Source organism: Kitasatospora sp. NEAU-69 (assembly GCF_057158765.1).
In genome coordinates, this window is the sequence record NZ_JBWXUE010000012.1 from 1 (window position 1) to 14795 (window position 14795).

General features: G+C 70.2%; 15 protein-coding genes. 10 read left to right on the forward strand and 5 right to left on the reverse strand.

The window, feature by feature from the left end:
• Positions 1-1585 (reverse strand): acyl-CoA carboxylase subunit beta (locus AC060L_RS15625; protein ID WP_483799346.1); only part of this gene is annotated, 1585 nt, incomplete at its 3' end.
• Between the two features lie 556 nt (positions 1586-2141).
• Here AC060L_RS15625 and AC060L_RS15630 point away from each other — a divergent pair.
• The 3 genes from AC060L_RS15630 to AC060L_RS15640 are packed head-to-tail and all read left to right on the forward strand — an operon-like array spanning position 2142 to position 4939.
• A complete protein-coding gene (locus AC060L_RS15630; RefSeq protein WP_483799347.1) occupies positions 2142-3599 on the forward strand; it encodes a menaquinone biosynthesis decarboxylase in 1458 nt (485 codons plus the stop codon).
• A complete protein-coding gene (gene mqnP, locus AC060L_RS15635) occupies positions 3596-4507 on the forward strand; it encodes a menaquinone biosynthesis prenyltransferase MqnP (protein ID WP_483799348.1) in 912 nt (303 codons plus the stop codon). Before AC060L_RS15630 ends, mqnP begins: the two co-directional genes overlap by 4 nt.
• 51 nt (positions 4508-4558) lie before the next feature.
• Positions 4559-4939, forward strand: a complete 381-nt coding sequence (locus AC060L_RS15640) for a VOC family protein (RefSeq protein ID WP_483799349.1) — start codon at positions 4559-4561, stop codon at positions 4937-4939.
• A 21-nt stretch (positions 4940-4960) separates the two neighbouring features.
• Here the strand turns inward: AC060L_RS15640 and AC060L_RS15645 are convergent, their stop codons facing one another.
• Entirely contained in the window at positions 4961-5716 is a 756-nt protein-coding gene (locus AC060L_RS15645) for an MOSC domain-containing protein (RefSeq protein WP_483799350.1), read from the reverse strand.
• A 43-nt stretch (positions 5717-5759) separates the two neighbouring features.
• Positions 5760-6227 (reverse strand): PH domain-containing protein, encoded by a 468-nt coding sequence (locus tag AC060L_RS15650; protein WP_483799351.1) that lies wholly within the window; start codon positions 6225-6227, stop codon positions 5760-5762.
• Positions 6228-6381: 154 nt separating this feature from the next.
• Between AC060L_RS15650 and AC060L_RS15655 the strand changes: the two genes are divergently transcribed.
• The gene (locus AC060L_RS15655) at positions 6382-6963 is read left to right on the forward strand and encodes an RICIN domain-containing protein (RefSeq protein ID WP_483799352.1); all 582 of its coding nucleotides are present in this window, start codon (positions 6382-6384) and stop codon (positions 6961-6963) included.
• A 22-nt stretch (positions 6964-6985) separates the two neighbouring features.
• Here AC060L_RS15655 and AC060L_RS15660 read toward each other — a convergent pair whose 3' ends face one another.
• Positions 6986-7732 carry a cyclase family protein gene (locus AC060L_RS15660; RefSeq protein ID WP_483799353.1) on the reverse strand — a complete coding sequence of 249 codons (747 nt, stop codon included), beginning with the start codon at positions 7730-7732 and terminating at the stop codon, positions 6986-6988.
• 40 nt (positions 7733-7772) lie between these two features.
• Between AC060L_RS15660 and AC060L_RS15665 the strand changes: the two genes are divergently transcribed.
• The 6 genes from AC060L_RS15665 (at position 7773) to AC060L_RS15690 (ending at position 13610) form a co-directional block, all read left to right on the forward strand.
• Complete coding sequence (locus AC060L_RS15665; protein ID WP_483799354.1) at positions 7773-8492, forward strand: UbiX family flavin prenyltransferase; 720 nt, start codon at positions 7773-7775, stop codon at positions 8490-8492.
• A gap of 149 nt (positions 8493-8641) precedes the next feature.
• On the forward strand, positions 8642-9103 hold the full coding sequence (locus AC060L_RS15670; protein ID WP_483799355.1) for an Lrp/AsnC family transcriptional regulator: 462 nt from the start codon (positions 8642-8644) through the stop codon (positions 9101-9103).
• Between the two features lie 7 nt (positions 9104-9110).
• On the forward strand, positions 9111-10070 hold the full coding sequence (locus AC060L_RS15675; RefSeq protein WP_483799356.1) for a threonine ammonia-lyase: 960 nt from the start codon (positions 9111-9113) through the stop codon (positions 10068-10070).
• 53 nt (positions 10071-10123) lie between these two features.
• Positions 10124-11287, forward strand: coding sequence for an aminofutalosine synthase MqnE (mqnE, locus tag AC060L_RS15680; RefSeq protein ID WP_483799357.1), 1164 nt, complete (start codon positions 10124-10126; stop codon positions 11285-11287).
• A gap of 155 nt (positions 11288-11442) precedes the next feature.
• The gene (locus tag AC060L_RS15685) at positions 11443-12507 is read left to right on the forward strand and encodes a L,D-transpeptidase family protein (RefSeq protein WP_483799358.1); all 1065 of its coding nucleotides are present in this window, start codon (positions 11443-11445) and stop codon (positions 12505-12507) included.
• A gap of 158 nt (positions 12508-12665) precedes the next feature.
• Positions 12666-13610: a beta-ketoacyl-ACP synthase III gene (locus tag AC060L_RS15690; protein WP_483799359.1), complete on the forward strand. Its 945-nt coding sequence runs from the start codon at positions 12666-12668 to the stop codon at positions 13608-13610.
• Between the two features lie 320 nt (positions 13611-13930).
• On the opposite strand, the gene AC060L_RS15695 is transcribed toward AC060L_RS15690, so the two are convergent.
• On the reverse strand, positions 13931-14578 hold the full coding sequence (locus tag AC060L_RS15695) for a TetR family transcriptional regulator (protein WP_483799360.1): 648 nt from the start codon (positions 14576-14578) through the stop codon (positions 13931-13933).
• Positions 14579-14795: the final 217 nt, after the last annotated feature.

Below are 14795 nucleotides of genomic sequence, written 5' to 3' on the forward strand. Positions count from 1 at the left end.
ACATCGGCGGGTTGCCGTGCTTGCGGCTGGGCAGGTCGGCGTGCTTGGTGCGGAGCATGGCCAGGGCGGCGGCGAGGACCTCGCGGGTCTCGGCCGGGTCGATCACGTCGTCCACCAGACCGCGTTCGGCCGCGTAGTACGGGTGCATCAACTCGCTCTTGTACTCCTTGATCTTCTGCGCGCGCATCGCCTCCGGGTCCTGGGCCCCGTTGATGTCCCGCCGGAAGATCACGTTCGCCGCGCCCTCCGCGCCCATCACCGCGATCTCGTTCGTCGGCCACGCGTACGACAGGTCCGCGCCGATCGAGCGCGAGTCCATCACGATGTACGCCCCGCCGTACGCCTTGCGCAGGATCAGCTGGATCCGCGGCACCGTGGCGTTGCAGTACGCGTACAGCAACTTCGCGCCGTGCCGGATGATCCCGTCGTGCTCCTGGTCCACACCCGGCAGGAACCCGGGCACGTCCAGCAACGTCACCAGCGGAATGTTGAACGCGTCGCACATCTGCACGAACCGCGCCGCCTTCTCCGAGGCGTTGATGTCCAGCACACCCGCCAGCGACTGCGGCTGGTTCGCGATGATCCCCACCACGTGCCCGTCGATCCGCGCCAACGCGACGATCACATTCGTCGCCCACCGCTCATGGATCTCCAGGTACTCGCCGTGATCGACGACCTCCTCGATCACCTTGCGCATGTCGTACGGCCGGTTGCCGTCCGCCGGCACCAAGTCCAGCAGCGCGTCGCAGCGACGGGTGACCGGGTCCTCGGTCGGCGTGGCCGGCGGCATCTCCCGGTTGTTCTGCGGCAGCAGCGACAGCAGGAAGCGGACCTCCTCGATGCACGACTGCTCGTCGTCATACGCGAAGTGCGACACACCCGAGACCGAGGAGTGGACGTCCGCGCCACCCAGACCGTTCTGCGAGATCTTCTCGCCCGTCACCGCCTGCACCACGTCCGGACCCGTGATGAACATCTGCGAGGTCTCCCGCACCATGAACACGAAATCCGTCAACGCCGGCGAGTAGGCGGCGCCACCGGCACACGGACCCAGCATCACCGAGATCTGCGGGATCACCCCCGACGCACGCGTGTTGCGCTGGAAGATGCCGCCGTACCCGGCCAGCGCCGTGACACCCTCCTGGATCCGCGCACCCGCACCATCGTTCAACGACACCAACGGCGCACCCGCCGCGATCGCCATATCCATGATCTTGTGGATCTTCTGCGCATGCGCCTCACCCAGCGCACCCCCGAAGATCCGGAAATCATGCGCGTACGTGAACACCGTCCGCCCGTGCACCGTGCCCCACCCGACGATCACACCATCGGTATGCGGCTTCTTCCCCTCAAGGCCGAAACCCGACGCACGATGCCGCCGCAGAGGCTCCACCTCATGAAACGAACCCTCGTCCAGCAGCAGATCGATCCGCTCACGGGCCGTCAACTTGCCCTTCGCGTGCTGCGCCTCGGTGGCCGCCTCACTCGGACCACGACGAACCTGCTCACGCAGCTCGTGCAGCTCGGTGACTCGGCCACGCGTGTCCGTGGGCTCTCCCGAGGGGCTCTCCTGCAACACCGTCATCTCGAACTCCCAGGTATGTGAGCGTGCGAGCAGTCGGTGTCTCCTCGGGCTCCCGGCTGCGATTTCCGTCCTCCCTACGACATTACGAGGGATGGCGGTCCCGATTCGGCGTCGATTCCGTACAAGGTCACCAGCCTTTAGCTGTCGGAGTCATACAGAAGAGACCATGGTGACGGGCGTCGGCAGGTGGCTCCGAGGGTTACTTGCCGAGTGCACGCCAAGCTGCTAGGTGATCCCCTGTCACTGGCAAATTAGCAGTTCAGGGCCGGTATGGCGGCGTTTCCGGCCGAGTGTCCGCCGGATGGAGGAGGGGTTACCGGGAGGTAGTCGGCGGGGTGGCCGGGTGGGCGAAATATGCCGGTAACTCGTAGGGATACGCCAAAATCGACGTGAAGCCTCTTGCGCCCGCAATGCACGCAGTCCGCAGTATCGCGCCCGCGCTGCCCGAAGGCGGTCGTTCTGCGTGTCCTCGGCGGGTCCGCCGGGGGTGCACGGCCGGGCCGAACCGGGACCCTCTTGACCGGCCCAGGCTATCGGGTGACCGATACTTGCTCCCATGGCATACGACGATCTCCGCTCGTTTCTGCGGGCCCTCGAACGAGAAGGCGACCTCAAGCGCATCAAGGCCGAGGTCGACCCCCATCTGGAGATCGGCGAGATCGTCGACCGGGTGCAGAAGGCCAAGGGCCCCGCGCTGCTCTTCGAGAACGTCAAGGGCAGCTCGATGCCGCTCGCGATGAACGTCTTCGGCACCGAGCGCCGGCTGGCCAAGTCGCTCGGCCTGAAGTCGCCGGAGGACATCGCCGAGAAGATCGCCGGGCTGCTGAAGCCCGAGCTGCCGCACGGCTTCACCGGGTTCCGGGACGCCTTCGGCAAGCTCGCCTCGATGGCGCACGTGCCGCCGCGCAAGGTCAAGGCGACCGAGGCGCCGGTCCAGGAGGTCGTGCTGACCGGGGACAGCGTCGACCTGGACCAGCTGCCCGCGCTCTTCACCTGGCCGCAGGACGGCGGCTCCTTCTTCAACCTGGGCCTGACCCACACCAAGGACCCGGACACCGGCATCCGCAACCTCGGTCTGTACCGCCTCCAGCGGCACGACAAGCGGACCATCGGCATGCACTGGCAGATCCACAAGGACAGCCGCAACCACGCGGCCGTCGCCGCCAAGCGCGGCGAGCGGCTGCCGGTCGCGATCGCCTTCGGCTGCCCGCCGGTCGTCACGTACGCCGCGACCGCGCCGCTGCCGGGGGACATCGACGAGTACCTGTTCGCCGGCTTCGTGGCCGGTGAGCGGGTCAAGATGGTGGACTGCAAGACCGTGCCGCTCCAGGTCCCGGCCGACGCCGAGGTGGTCCTGGAGGGCTGGCTGGAGCCCGGTGAGCTGCTGCCGGAGGGCCCGTTCGGCGACCACACCGGCTTCTACACGCCGCAGGAGCCGTTCCCCGCGCTGACCATCGACTGCGTGACGATGCGCCGGCGCCCGATCCTGCAGTCCATCGTGGTCGGCCGCCCGCCGACCGAGGACGGCCCGCTGGGCAAGTTCACCGAGCGGTTCTTCCTGCCGCTGCTGAAGATCATCATCCCGGACATCGTCGACTACGACCTGCCCGAGGCCGGCGGCTTCCACAACTGCGTGATCGTCTCGATCGACAAGAAGTACCCGAAGCACGCGCAGAAGGTGATGCACGCCATCTGGGGCGCGCACATGATGTCGCTGACCAAGCTGATCATCGTGGTGGACGCCGACTGCGACGTGCACGACTACCAGGAAGTCGCCTGGCGGGCGCTCGGCAACGTCGACTACAGCCGCGACCTGAGCGTCGTCGAGGGTCCGGTCGACCACCTGGACCACGCGTCGTACCAGCAGTTCTGGGGCGGCAAGGCGGGCATCGACGCGACCCGCAAGCTCCCGGAGGAGGGCTACACCCGCGACGGCGGCTGGCCCGAGATGGTCACCTCGGACCCGGCGACGGCCGAGCTGGTGACGAAGCGCTGGACGGAGTACGGGCTGTGAGTACCACTGCGGATCTCTTCGAGACGCCGCCGCCCAACCGGGCCAAGGCCTTCCTGAAGCTGGTGCTGATCGAGCACTCGGTCTTCGCCCTCCCCTTCGCCTACATCGCCACCCTGACCGCGATGTTCCTGGCCGACCGGAAGGTGCACTGGGGCACGCTGCTGGTCGTCACGGTCGCGATGGTCAGCCTGCGCACCTTCGCGATGGCGGCGAACCGGATCATCGACCGCGAGATCGACGCCCGCAACCCGCGCACCGCCAACCGCGAGCTGGTCACCGGCGCGGTCTCGCTGCGCACCGCGTACACCGGCTCGGCGATCGCGCTGCTCGTCTTCCTCGGTGCGGCCGCCTCGCTCAACACGCTCTGTCTGGTGCTCGCGCCGGTGGCCGTGGTGCCGATGGTGGTCTACCCGTACGGCAAGCGGTTCACCGACTTCCCGCACGCGATCCTGGGCCTGGCCCAGGCGATGGGCCCGGTCGGTGCCTGGCTCGCGGTCACCGGCCGCTGGTCCTGGGACGCCGTGGTGCTGGGCCTGGCGGTCGGCATCTGGATCGGCGGCTTCGACCTGATCTTCGGCTGCCAGGACGTCGCGGCCGACCGCGCCGAGGGCGTGCGCTCGGTGCCGGCCCGCTTCGGCGTCGCCGGCGCGCTGTACGGCGCCCGGGTCTGTCACCTGATCACCACCGGCCTGCTGGCCTGGTACGGCGTGCTCACCCACGCCGGCCCGGCGTTCTTCGTCGGCCTGGTCGTGGTGATCGGCGCCTTCCTGTACGAGCACAGCATCGTCAAGCCGGGCGACCTCTCCCGCCTCAACCGCGCGTTCTTCACCACCAACGGCTTCGTCGGGATCTCGCTCTTCGTCTTCGCCCTGCTGGACCTGATCCTGCGCGGCCTGCGGATCGGCTGAGCCCGGCTGAGGGATCATCGGCAGCGAGGATCCCTGCCCGGAGGAGGCGTCATGCTCGGCACGCTGCAGTGCGTGGTCCTGGACTGCCACTACCCGCCCGCGCTGGCCCGGTTCTACGCCGTGCTGCTCGGCGGGGAGGTGGACCGGCCGGATCCGCGCTGGTCGCTGGACGAGGACTGGTCCACCCTGCACACGCCGGGCGGCCTGGTGCTGGGCTTCCAGCGGGTGGCGGACTTCCACCCGCCGCAGTGGCCCGATCCGGCGCACCCGCAGCAGGTGCACCTGGACGTCGAGGTCCCCGACCTCGCGCTCGCGGAGCGGGAGGTGACGGCGCACGGCGCGGCGGTGCTGCGCCGCGAGCCCGGCTGGGTGATCTACGCGGATCCGGCCGGCCACCCGTTCTGCCTGCTCCCGCAGTCCGCGCGCTCCTGAACCACCACCGCCGGACAGGCCCTAGAGCAGCCGCAGTCGGTCGCCCACCCGCAGCCGTCCCGGGGCGCTGACGGTGGCCAGCGCGTCCAGCCGGTTGTCGTGGCACCTGGCGATGGCGCGCAGGATCTCCGGCGCGTACGGCAGGCCGGGCTGGGCCGTGCTCGTCATCGCGCACCGCTCGCTGGCCCGCACGAAGGCCAGCCGCACGCCGGAGCCCGGCACGCCGGAGCTCGCCACGTCGGAGTCCGGCACGCCCGAGCCCAGGAGCCCCTCGCGGCCGAACCAGTCGTCCTCGACGAACGGGCGGGTGCCGGGCGGCGTGCGCAGCAGGACGTTCGGGCGGAACCGCCGCTCGTCCACCAGCGCCGTGCTCGCCGCCTCCCGCATCCAGTCCAGCGTGGCGGTGGTGAGCACGCTGACCGGCAGCTGGTCGAAGTGCGAGACGGCGTCCTCGCGGGCCAGCGAGACGTCCTCGCGCTGCAGGTAGGCGCGCAGGAACGCGTCGGGGTCGGCGACCGGGTGGCCCAGCGGGTCGAGCAGTTCGGGGCGGTCGAGTCGGGAGCCAAGCCGGGAGCCGAGCCGCAGCAGGCCGTCCATCCGGCGGAACCGGCGGGTGTTCTTGCCCGAGCCGAACTTGCCGTCGCCGTCCCGGACGGCATAGAGGCGGTCGCCCGCCAGGCCGCGTTCATCGACACCGACCTCGGTCAGCCGCTCCCCGGCGGTGGACTTCACGGGGTAGCGCCAGAGCCTCTCGACCACACCGATGATCTCAGCCATGGGTCCGCAGCCTATCGGGGTGACAAGAGATGGTCTAGACCTATCACAGCGCGCTCGGCACGCTCGGCACGGCCGGCGCGCTCCGGTGCCCGTGCTCGTTCCAGTAGCCGAGCAGCCGGTCCCGCTCGGCCGCGTAGTCCGGATTCGGGGCGATGATGCTCTCGGACGGGCAGGGCAGCGTGATCCGGCGGCCGTCGGCCAGGTGCATCCGGACGAACTCCGTGCTGCCGTTCGTCTCCGGCTCCAGCGAGTCGATCTGGTCCCAGCCGAACCGGCGGCGCAGGACGAAGTACTGCCGGAGCTCGATTCCGTCCGGGTCGAGCGTGGTCCGGCCGCAACCGGCGGCGACCACGAGGAGCCCGAGCAGGGTCACGGCCATCACGACGCCGATCAGCGGTTGGTGCTGGGCCATCGCGAAGGGCACCACGGTGGCGAGGGTGAAGAACCCGCCGGCTCGCAGCAGCAGGTTGCCGAGCTGGCGCCGGCTCATGGTGAAGATCAGATTGTCCACGTCAGAACCCTAGCGACCTGCGCAAACAACATTTCGGCGCGCCTTCGGCGCTGCTCAACTGGCATCAAAAACAAGCGATCTGACACTTGATCGACTGGCTCGCATGATGATCTTATGTTGGCTTCGACGAGTCGATTCGACGGGGGAAAAGATCATGAAGCTCCAGACCAGACGTGTCCTGCGGGCCGGCGGCGCCGTCGCGGCCGCGGCCGGCCTCGCGCTCGCCTGCTCGTCCGCGCCGGCCAGCGCCGCCGGTGCGCCGGGGTACGAGTACACGAACATGCAGATCGGCAAGTGCCTGGAACTGCACGACCACGACACCAGCGACGGCGCCCTGGTCGACCTGTGGAACTGCGACGGCGGCTCCAACCAGCGCTGGAACGTCCAGCAGCACGGGACCGGCTACGAGATCGTCAACAGCTTCAGCGGCAAGTGCCTGGAGCTGCACGGCTTCGACACCAGCGACGGCGCCAAGGTCGATCTGTGGACCTGTGACGGCGGCCCGAACCAGACCTGGACCACCACCGGCGGCTCGCTGGAGACCGGAATCCCGATCGTCTGGAAGAACGTCTTCAGCGGCAAGTGCCTGGAACTGCACGGCCTGAGCGGCGGCGACGGCGCGACGGTCGACGTGTGGAACTGCGACGGCGGCGCGAACCAGTCCTGGACCGGCGCCTACACGGCTCCGGCGCCCGCCCCGACGCAGACCCCGACCCCGGCGCCGTCCGCGAGCTGACGCGCAAGGGCCCGTCCCGGCTTCACCCGATCCGCGCCACCGCGCGGATCGGGGCGCCGTCGGCGGCCGCCAGCCGCAGCGGGAACAGGCTGACCTCGATCGGCCGCTCCCGGGCCTGCGCCTCCAGCAGCGGCGTCAGATCGGTGAGGTTCTCGGCGATCACCGCGCCGCCCTCGGCGCCGAGCAGGATCCGGTGCGCGGCCAGCTCCGGCTGCTCGGCGGCCGGCTGCGCGTCGTGCTCGTCGGCCAGCCCGGCCAGCAGCACCGCGACCGCCGGGTCGGCCGGGCCGGGATCGGGGGTGCGGTCCACGCTCAGCGCGTCCACCCCGACCGTCCGCACGCCGGCGGCGGTGATCGCCTCGGCCGCCTCGGCGGTCAGGTACGGGTGCGCCAGGTAGCGGTCGGTGCCCCAGAACCGCGGCCAGCCGGTGGCCAGCAGCAGCACCGCGCCGGGTGTCAGCCGGGCCAGCACGGGCGCGAGCTGCTCGGGCGTCACCGCGCTGCGGGCGGGCAGCGCGCGCAGGTCGGCGACCACGGCGGGGCCGGTGAACAGCTCCAGCGGCAGCCCGTCCAGCGTCGGCCAGGTGACGTCCACGTGGTACGGGGCGTCCACGTGCGTGCCGGACTGCGAACCGAGGTGCACCGACAGCACGTTGACGCCGGCGGTCTCGGTGGTCAGCGCAGGCCGGACCATGACCTCCGGGTCGCCCGGGTAGACCGGCATGCCGGTGGTCACCTGGTGGGTCAGCTCGATCAGCGTCGGCGCCATGCCGCCATCCTCCCGCGTCGGACACCCTAGGGTGCGGGGTATGGCCAATGAACATCAAGCGACGCGGCGGCCCTGGGTGGTCGCGGTCTCCGGGGCGTCCGGCACTCCGTACCCGGCCTCGGTGATCCGGGCGCTGCTCGCGGCCGGTGAGGCGGTGGACCTGGTGGTCAGCCGGGCCGCCCGGCTGACCATCCTGGACGAGACCGGGATCTCGTTCCGCGACGCGCACTGGCGCGCCGACCTGGCGGCCTGGCTCGCCCTCGGCGCCGGCGCCGGCACGGGCTTCGACGAGCGGCTGCTGGACGGCGTCCGGTACTGGGCGGCCGGCGACTTCGCGGCCGGCCCGTCCAGCGGCTCGTACCCCGCGAAGGGGATGCTGGTGGTCCCGGCCACCACCGGAGCCGTGGCCGGCATCGCGCTCGGTCTGAGCAAGGACCTGCTGCAGCGCGCCGCCGCCGTCACGCTCAAGGAGCGCCGCCCGCTGGTCGTCTGCGTCCGCGAGGCGCCGCTGGACGGGGTGACGCTGCGCCATCTGGTGGAGCTGGACGCGGCCGGCGCCGTGGTGCTGCCCGCCTCGCCCGGGTTCTACGCGGGTGGATCGACGGCTCAGGAGCTGGTCGACTTCGTCGCCGGCCGGGTGCTGGACGCGGTCGGCGTGCCGCACCGGCTCTACCGCCGCTGGGCCGGCGAGCTCGGCGCGGCCCGGACGGCGCCTGACGGATCACCAGCCGGTGCAACGGGAGCGGCGGAGGGGGCGTAAGAGGGCCGCTGCCGGGAGAGTATGTTCTCTGCGATATCTGGCATCCGACATCTGTCGTCTGCGAAACCCGGGTTGCGCCGAGAACGGGCCTTGGATTTGCGGATAATGCTCTCGGGGTCTGGCGAGGTTCGGAAGGACGCGGACGGTACATGGACACGGTGGACAGACAGCTCATCCAGGCACTCCGGGAGAACGGCCGCGCCTCCTACGCGGAACTGGGCCGCCTGGTGGGCCTGTCCGGCCCGAGCGTCACGGACCGGATCAACCGGCTGGAACAGGCCGGGGTGATCACCGGCTACCGGGCCACCGTCAACCCGGCCGCGCTGGGCTTCGGCGTCACCGCGCTGATCGGCCTCCAGCTCACCGACGCCGCGGACCACGAGGACGTCGCGCACCGGCTGAAGGACCTCGGCGAGGTCGAGGACTGCTGGTTCATCGCGGGCGACGACTCGTACATGCTCAAGGTCCGGGTCTCCGACGTCGAAGGCCTGGAATCAGTGGTCAAGCGGCTCTCCGGGACCAAGGGAGTGGCCCGCACCCGGACCACCGTGGTCCTCTCCACCAAGTGGGAGAGCCGGGTCAGCGAACTGCCCTTCAACACCACGGAGTGATGCCCTGATGGCACTGGTCGGTCTGGAAGAACTGCGCGCGGCCCAGCAGCGGATAGCCGGGGTCGCGGTCCGCACCCCGCTGATGCCCTGCCCCTGGGCGGCGGACGGCCACCGCCGGCTCTGGCTCAAGCCGGAGAACCTCCAGCCGACCGGTGCCTTCAAGATCCGCGGTGCGTACAACCGGCTGGCCCAGCTGACCGCCGCCGAGCGGGCCCGCGGCGTCGTCGCGCAGTCCAGCGGCAACCACGCGCAGGCGGTCGCGTACGCGGCGCAGCTGCTCGGCATCAAGGCCGTCATCGTCATGCCGGACACCTCACCCGAGGTCAAGGTGGAGAGCACCCGGTCCTACGGCGCCGAGGTGATCATGGTCGATGCGGCCGACCGGGACACCCACCCCGCCGAGCTGGTGGCCCGGCACGGCTACGTCTGGGTGCCGCCGTACGACGATCCGTCGATCATCGCGGGCCAGGGCACGGTCGGCCTGGAGATCGGCGAGGACGCCCCGGACGAGCTGGACACCGTGCTGGTCCCGGTCAGCGGCGGCGGCCTGATCGGCGGCACGGCGGCGGCGATCAAGCTGACCACACCCGGCGTGCGGGTGATCGGCGTCGAACCGGAGCTGGCGGCCGACGCGCAGGAGAGCCTGCGGGCCGGCGAGCTGCGCCAGTGGTCGGTCGCCGATCGCTACCGGACCGTGGCCGACGGCCTGCGCAGCACGCTCGGGGTGCTGAACTTCGAGCACCTCCAGGCGTACGTGGACGACATCGTCACGGTCACCGAGCAGGAGATCCGCGACACGGTCGCGGTGCTGGCGCGGCGCGGCCGGCTGGTCGCGGAGCCGTCCGGCGCGGTGGCCACGGCCGGGTACCTGCACCGGGCCGAGGAGTTGGGCGGCCGGGTCTTCGCCGCGGTGGTCAGCGGCGGCAACCTGGAGCCCAAGCTGCTGTCGGAGCTGCTCTCCGCATAGGCGTAGTCTCGTTTTCGGCCATTGACACAGGAACACGAGGAGGCGGCCACCGCATGGACGCAGGGCTGAAGCGGGAGCTGGAGGCGAAGGTCTACGCGGGTGAGCGGCTGACCCGCGAGGACGGCATCGCGCTCTACGAGAGCGACGACCTGGCCTGGCTGGGCGGCCTTGCGCACCACGTGCGGACGCAGAAGAACGGCGACGTCGTCCACTTCAACGTCAACCGTCACCTCAACATGACGAACGTCTGCGCCGCCTCCTGCGCGTACTGCTCGTTCCAGCGCAAGCCGGGCGAGAAGGACGCGTACACGATGCGGATCGAGGAGGCGGTGCGGCTCGCCAAGACGATGGAGAGCGAGTCGCTCACCGAGCTGCACATCGTCAACGGCCTGCACCCGACGCTGCCCTGGCGCTACTACCCGCGCTCGCTGCGGGAGCTCAAGGCGGCGCTGCCGAACGTCTCGCTGAAGGCCTTCACCGCGACCGAGATCCACTGGTTCGAGAAGATCAGCGGCCTGAGCGCCTCCGAGATCCTCGACGAGCTGATCGACGCCGGGCTGGAGTCGCTGACCGGTGGCGGCGCGGAGATCTTCGACTGGGAGGTCCGCCAGCACATCGTCGACCACGAGACCCACTGGGAGGACTGGTCGCGGATCCACCGGCTGGCGCACTCCAAGGGCCTCAAGACGCCGTGCACCATGCTGTACGGGCACATCGAGGAGCCCCGGCACCGGGTGGACCACGTGCTGCGGCTGCGCGAGCTGCAGGACGAGACCGGGGGCTTCCAGGTCTTCATCCCGCTGCGCTACCAGCACGACTTCCACGACTCCAAGGACGGCGTGGTCCGCAACCGGCTGATGGCCCGCACCGAGATGGCCACCGGCGCCGAGGCGCTGAAGACCTTCGCGGTCTCCCGGCTGCTCTTCGACAACGTGCCGCACGTCAAGGTCTTCTGGGTGATGCACGGCGTCACCACCGCGCAGCTGGCGCTCAGCCACGGCGCGGACGACATGGACGGCTCGGTGGTCGAGTACAAGATCACCCATGACGCGGACAACTTCGGCACGCCGAACAAGCTCGGCCGGGACGACCTGCTCGACCTGATCCGGGACGCCGGGTTCCGGCCGGTGGAGCGGAACACCCGCTACGAGATCATCCGTGAGTACGACGGCCCGGACCTGAACCGCCGGGAGACCCCGCAGGCCATGCGGCTCTGATCCGTTCCCCACCGCGCTCCGTTTCCTTCTGCGCTCCGTCCCCCACTGCGCTCTGTCTCCTGCTGCGCTCTGCGATCGGCCTGAACGTCCCCTTCACGAGGATTTATGGCTTGTCAGGTTTACCGATCGCGGACGCATTTGGGAGGATCGATCGCATGTCCGGATCCCATCGTGTCTCCGCCCAGCGCCGCCGCAGTGCCGGCCCTTCCGAGGGTCAGCCCGGCGGCGCCGCCGTACCGGGCCCCAGGGCTGCTCCTGGTCGTGCGGGCGCCGGCCCCCGCTCCCAGGCCCGCGGACACCGCCGCAAGGCCCGCCGGCGGCGCGGGGCGATATCGGCGACCTCCGTCGCGCTGCTGCTGACCGCCGCGGCCGGCTGGTTCGGGTTCGGCCCCGGCGGCCTGCTGGTGGCCCACGGCAAGACCTCCGCGCTCCCGCACAGCACGCCGGACCTGCCGCCCGCCACGCCCTCGTCGAGCGCCAGTACGAGTTCCAGTGCGAGCCCGAACGCCGCGCCGACGGCGGCGGACGGCACCTCGGCCGCCCGCGCCGATACCGGCGGGATCGCCTCGGGCGCGAGCACGCCGTCCGGGGCCGGCACCGGGGCGGCGAGCGGCACCCCGGCCGGCGGCTTCACGGCGATCCCCGGGCTCGGCGCCGACTTCCTGGCGAAGATCCCGAACACCACCACCCAGGTGGTCCTCGCCTCCGGTGCCAACAAGGAGTCCTCGGACGCCAGCGTCACGCTCTGGTCCCGCACCGCGGACGGCCACTGGCAGCCCGGCGAGACCTGGGCCGCACACAACGGCTACTCGGGCTGGACCACCGACCACTCGGTGGGCGACCTGCGCAGCCCGATCGGCGTCTTCACCCTCAGCGATGCCGGCGGCCTCAAGGCCGACCCCGGCAGCAAGCTGCCGTACCACCAGGACGACGGCTTCGTGGCGAGCGGGACCGGCTTCTCCGGCGAGTCGCTGGCCGGCGCGTTCGACTACGTGGTGGCGATCGACTACAACCGGGTCGTCGGCAGCTCGCCGCTGGACACCCGGGAGCCGCTGGGCACCGCGAAGGGCGGCGGCATCTGGTTGCACGTCGACCACGGCGGGCCGACGCACGCCTGCGTCTCGCTCTCCGAGGACCACATGGCCCAGCTGGTGAAGACGCTGGACCCGGCCGCGCATCCGGTGATCGTGATGGGCGACACGTCCTCTTTGGCGGTCTGAGCCGCGTTCGGCCGTGTTCGTCCGTGTTCAAGTGGTGAATTCGACCGAGCCGGACCGTTGCAGGACAAGGGCTGTTGTCCGGCTCCTACAGGTTCCGGGGCCGGATCCTGTCACAGGCCGTGAGCAGTTGACGCGCCGGTAACCGTTTGAGTGGCAGCATGACCGGTTCCCGCATTGTGGCGCTCGGCCACTACCAGCCGCCCAAGGTCCTCACGAACGACGACCTGGCCGTGCTGGTCGACACGGACGACGAGTGGATCCGCAGCCGGGTGGGCATCCGGCAGCGGCACCTCGCTGTGGACGAGTCGCTCGTCGACATGGCCACCGAGGCCGGGCAGAAAGCGCTGGCCGCAAGTGGGTACAGCGCGCGTGACATCGACCTGGTCGTCGTCGCCACCTGCACGGCCATCGAGCGCAGCCCGAACACCGCCTGCGCGGTCTCGGCCCGGCTCGGCATCCCGTCGCCGGCCGCGTACGACATCAACACCGTCTGCTCCGGCTTCTCCTACGCGCTGGCCACCGCCGACCACGCGATCCGGGCCGGTGCGGCGAGCCGGGCGCTGGTGATCGGCGCCGAGCGGATGTCCGACACCATCGACTGGACCGACCGCTCGACCTGCGTGATCTTCGCCGACGGCGCCGGTGCGGCCGTGGTGGAGGCCCAGCCGGAGGGGGCGGAGCCCGGCATCGGGCCGGTGGTCTGGGGTTCGGAGCCGGAGAAGAACGACGCGGTGACCATCACCGGCTGGCAGCCGGTGATCAGCCAGCAGGGCCAGGCGGTCTTCCGCTGGGCCACCACGCAGATCGCTCCGCTGGCCCGGCAGACCTGCGAGCGGGCCGGACTGGACCCGAGCGAGCTGAAGGGCTTCGTCGCGCACCAGGCGAACCTGCGGATCATCGAGTCGATCGCCGCCAAGCTCGGCGCACCCGACGCGGTGATCGCACGTGACGTGATCGACTCCGGCAACACCTCGGCCGCCTCGATCCCGCTGGCGCTGAGCAAGCTGGTCGAACGCGGCGAGCTGACGACCGGCGACCCGGTGCTGCTCTTCGGTTTCGGCGGCGGACTGGCGTACGCGGGGCAGGTCATCCGCTGCCCCTGACCGGTCCGTCGGATCGCCCCGGAAAACCGGCACCGCGGGTGCTTTCCGGGGCGGCTCCAGCGGCCGCGAAGGCGGCTGCGAACGCGGCCGCGAATTCCGGCGGAATCCGGGGCCGGTACAACGGCTGAATACGACGGTGGGCGGAACCCGAGACGGGTTCCGCCCACTCTGTCGTGCACCGGCGCGGTGCGGTACGGCGGCAAACCTCCCCCGAGGACACGGCCGCCGCCCGACGATCCACCGGACAGGAGGCCGGGGCCACGCGCGAGCACTACGTCGTACAGGGTCGCCTCATCGGCTTCCCCGATTGTCGGAAGGTTCTACTTGGGCGGCTTCTTACCGGTGATTCCCAGGTAGACCATGGGGGCGAGAGTGGGCTTGAGATCCTTGACCTTGACGCCCCAGGACGTGAAGGCCTTCTGATGCTCCGCCGCCGAAGCGAGCAGCGAGATCAGCGAGCCGGCCACCGCGGCGGCGTCCTGCGCCTTGTCGGCCTGGCCCTTGGCCTGAAGGTCCTTGATCGCGTCCGTGAGCGGTTTCGCGACCGAGTTGAGGACCGTCATGCGGATCTTGAAGAACCGCTTGTCCCCTTCTGCGGCACCCAGCGTGACCACTCGCAGAATGGCGTCGTTCTTGCGCCAGAAGGCGAGGAATCCGTCCACCAGTTCTTCCGAGGTGGTGGTGCCGGACTTTCCCGCCCAGGACTTTCCGTCGACGAGCTCCTTGAGCTCGACGCTGTCCTTGGCCATTTCCTCTGCGATGTCGAGGACAGCGCCCTCGACATCTGGGAAGTACTGGTAGAAGGTCGCGGGGGAGGTACCCGCCATACGGGCGACGTCGATGACCTTGACGTCCCGGTACGGCGACGTGCTGAGCATCTCGCGGAGGCAGTCGAGCAGCTTCTGCCGCGTCTCCTGTCCGCGTCGCCCGGCGACGCGACCGTCGACGGTGCGAACTTGTCCTGTCATGCCGTCAGCTTACCGCGCACCGATCATGCCGCGATTCGGTGATGCGACTATTAGTCCGCCCGGGGGTCCTTTTGAGGGGCGGGATAGGGATATTCGAAGCCCCCCCGTGTGCTGATGGCGGCACAGAGTGACGATCAGTGGGCTGAAGGGGGATCGGGTCGCTCTCCGTAGTTCCGCGCATGAATGCGGTGAACAGTGGAAAACCGCCGAGCGGGCG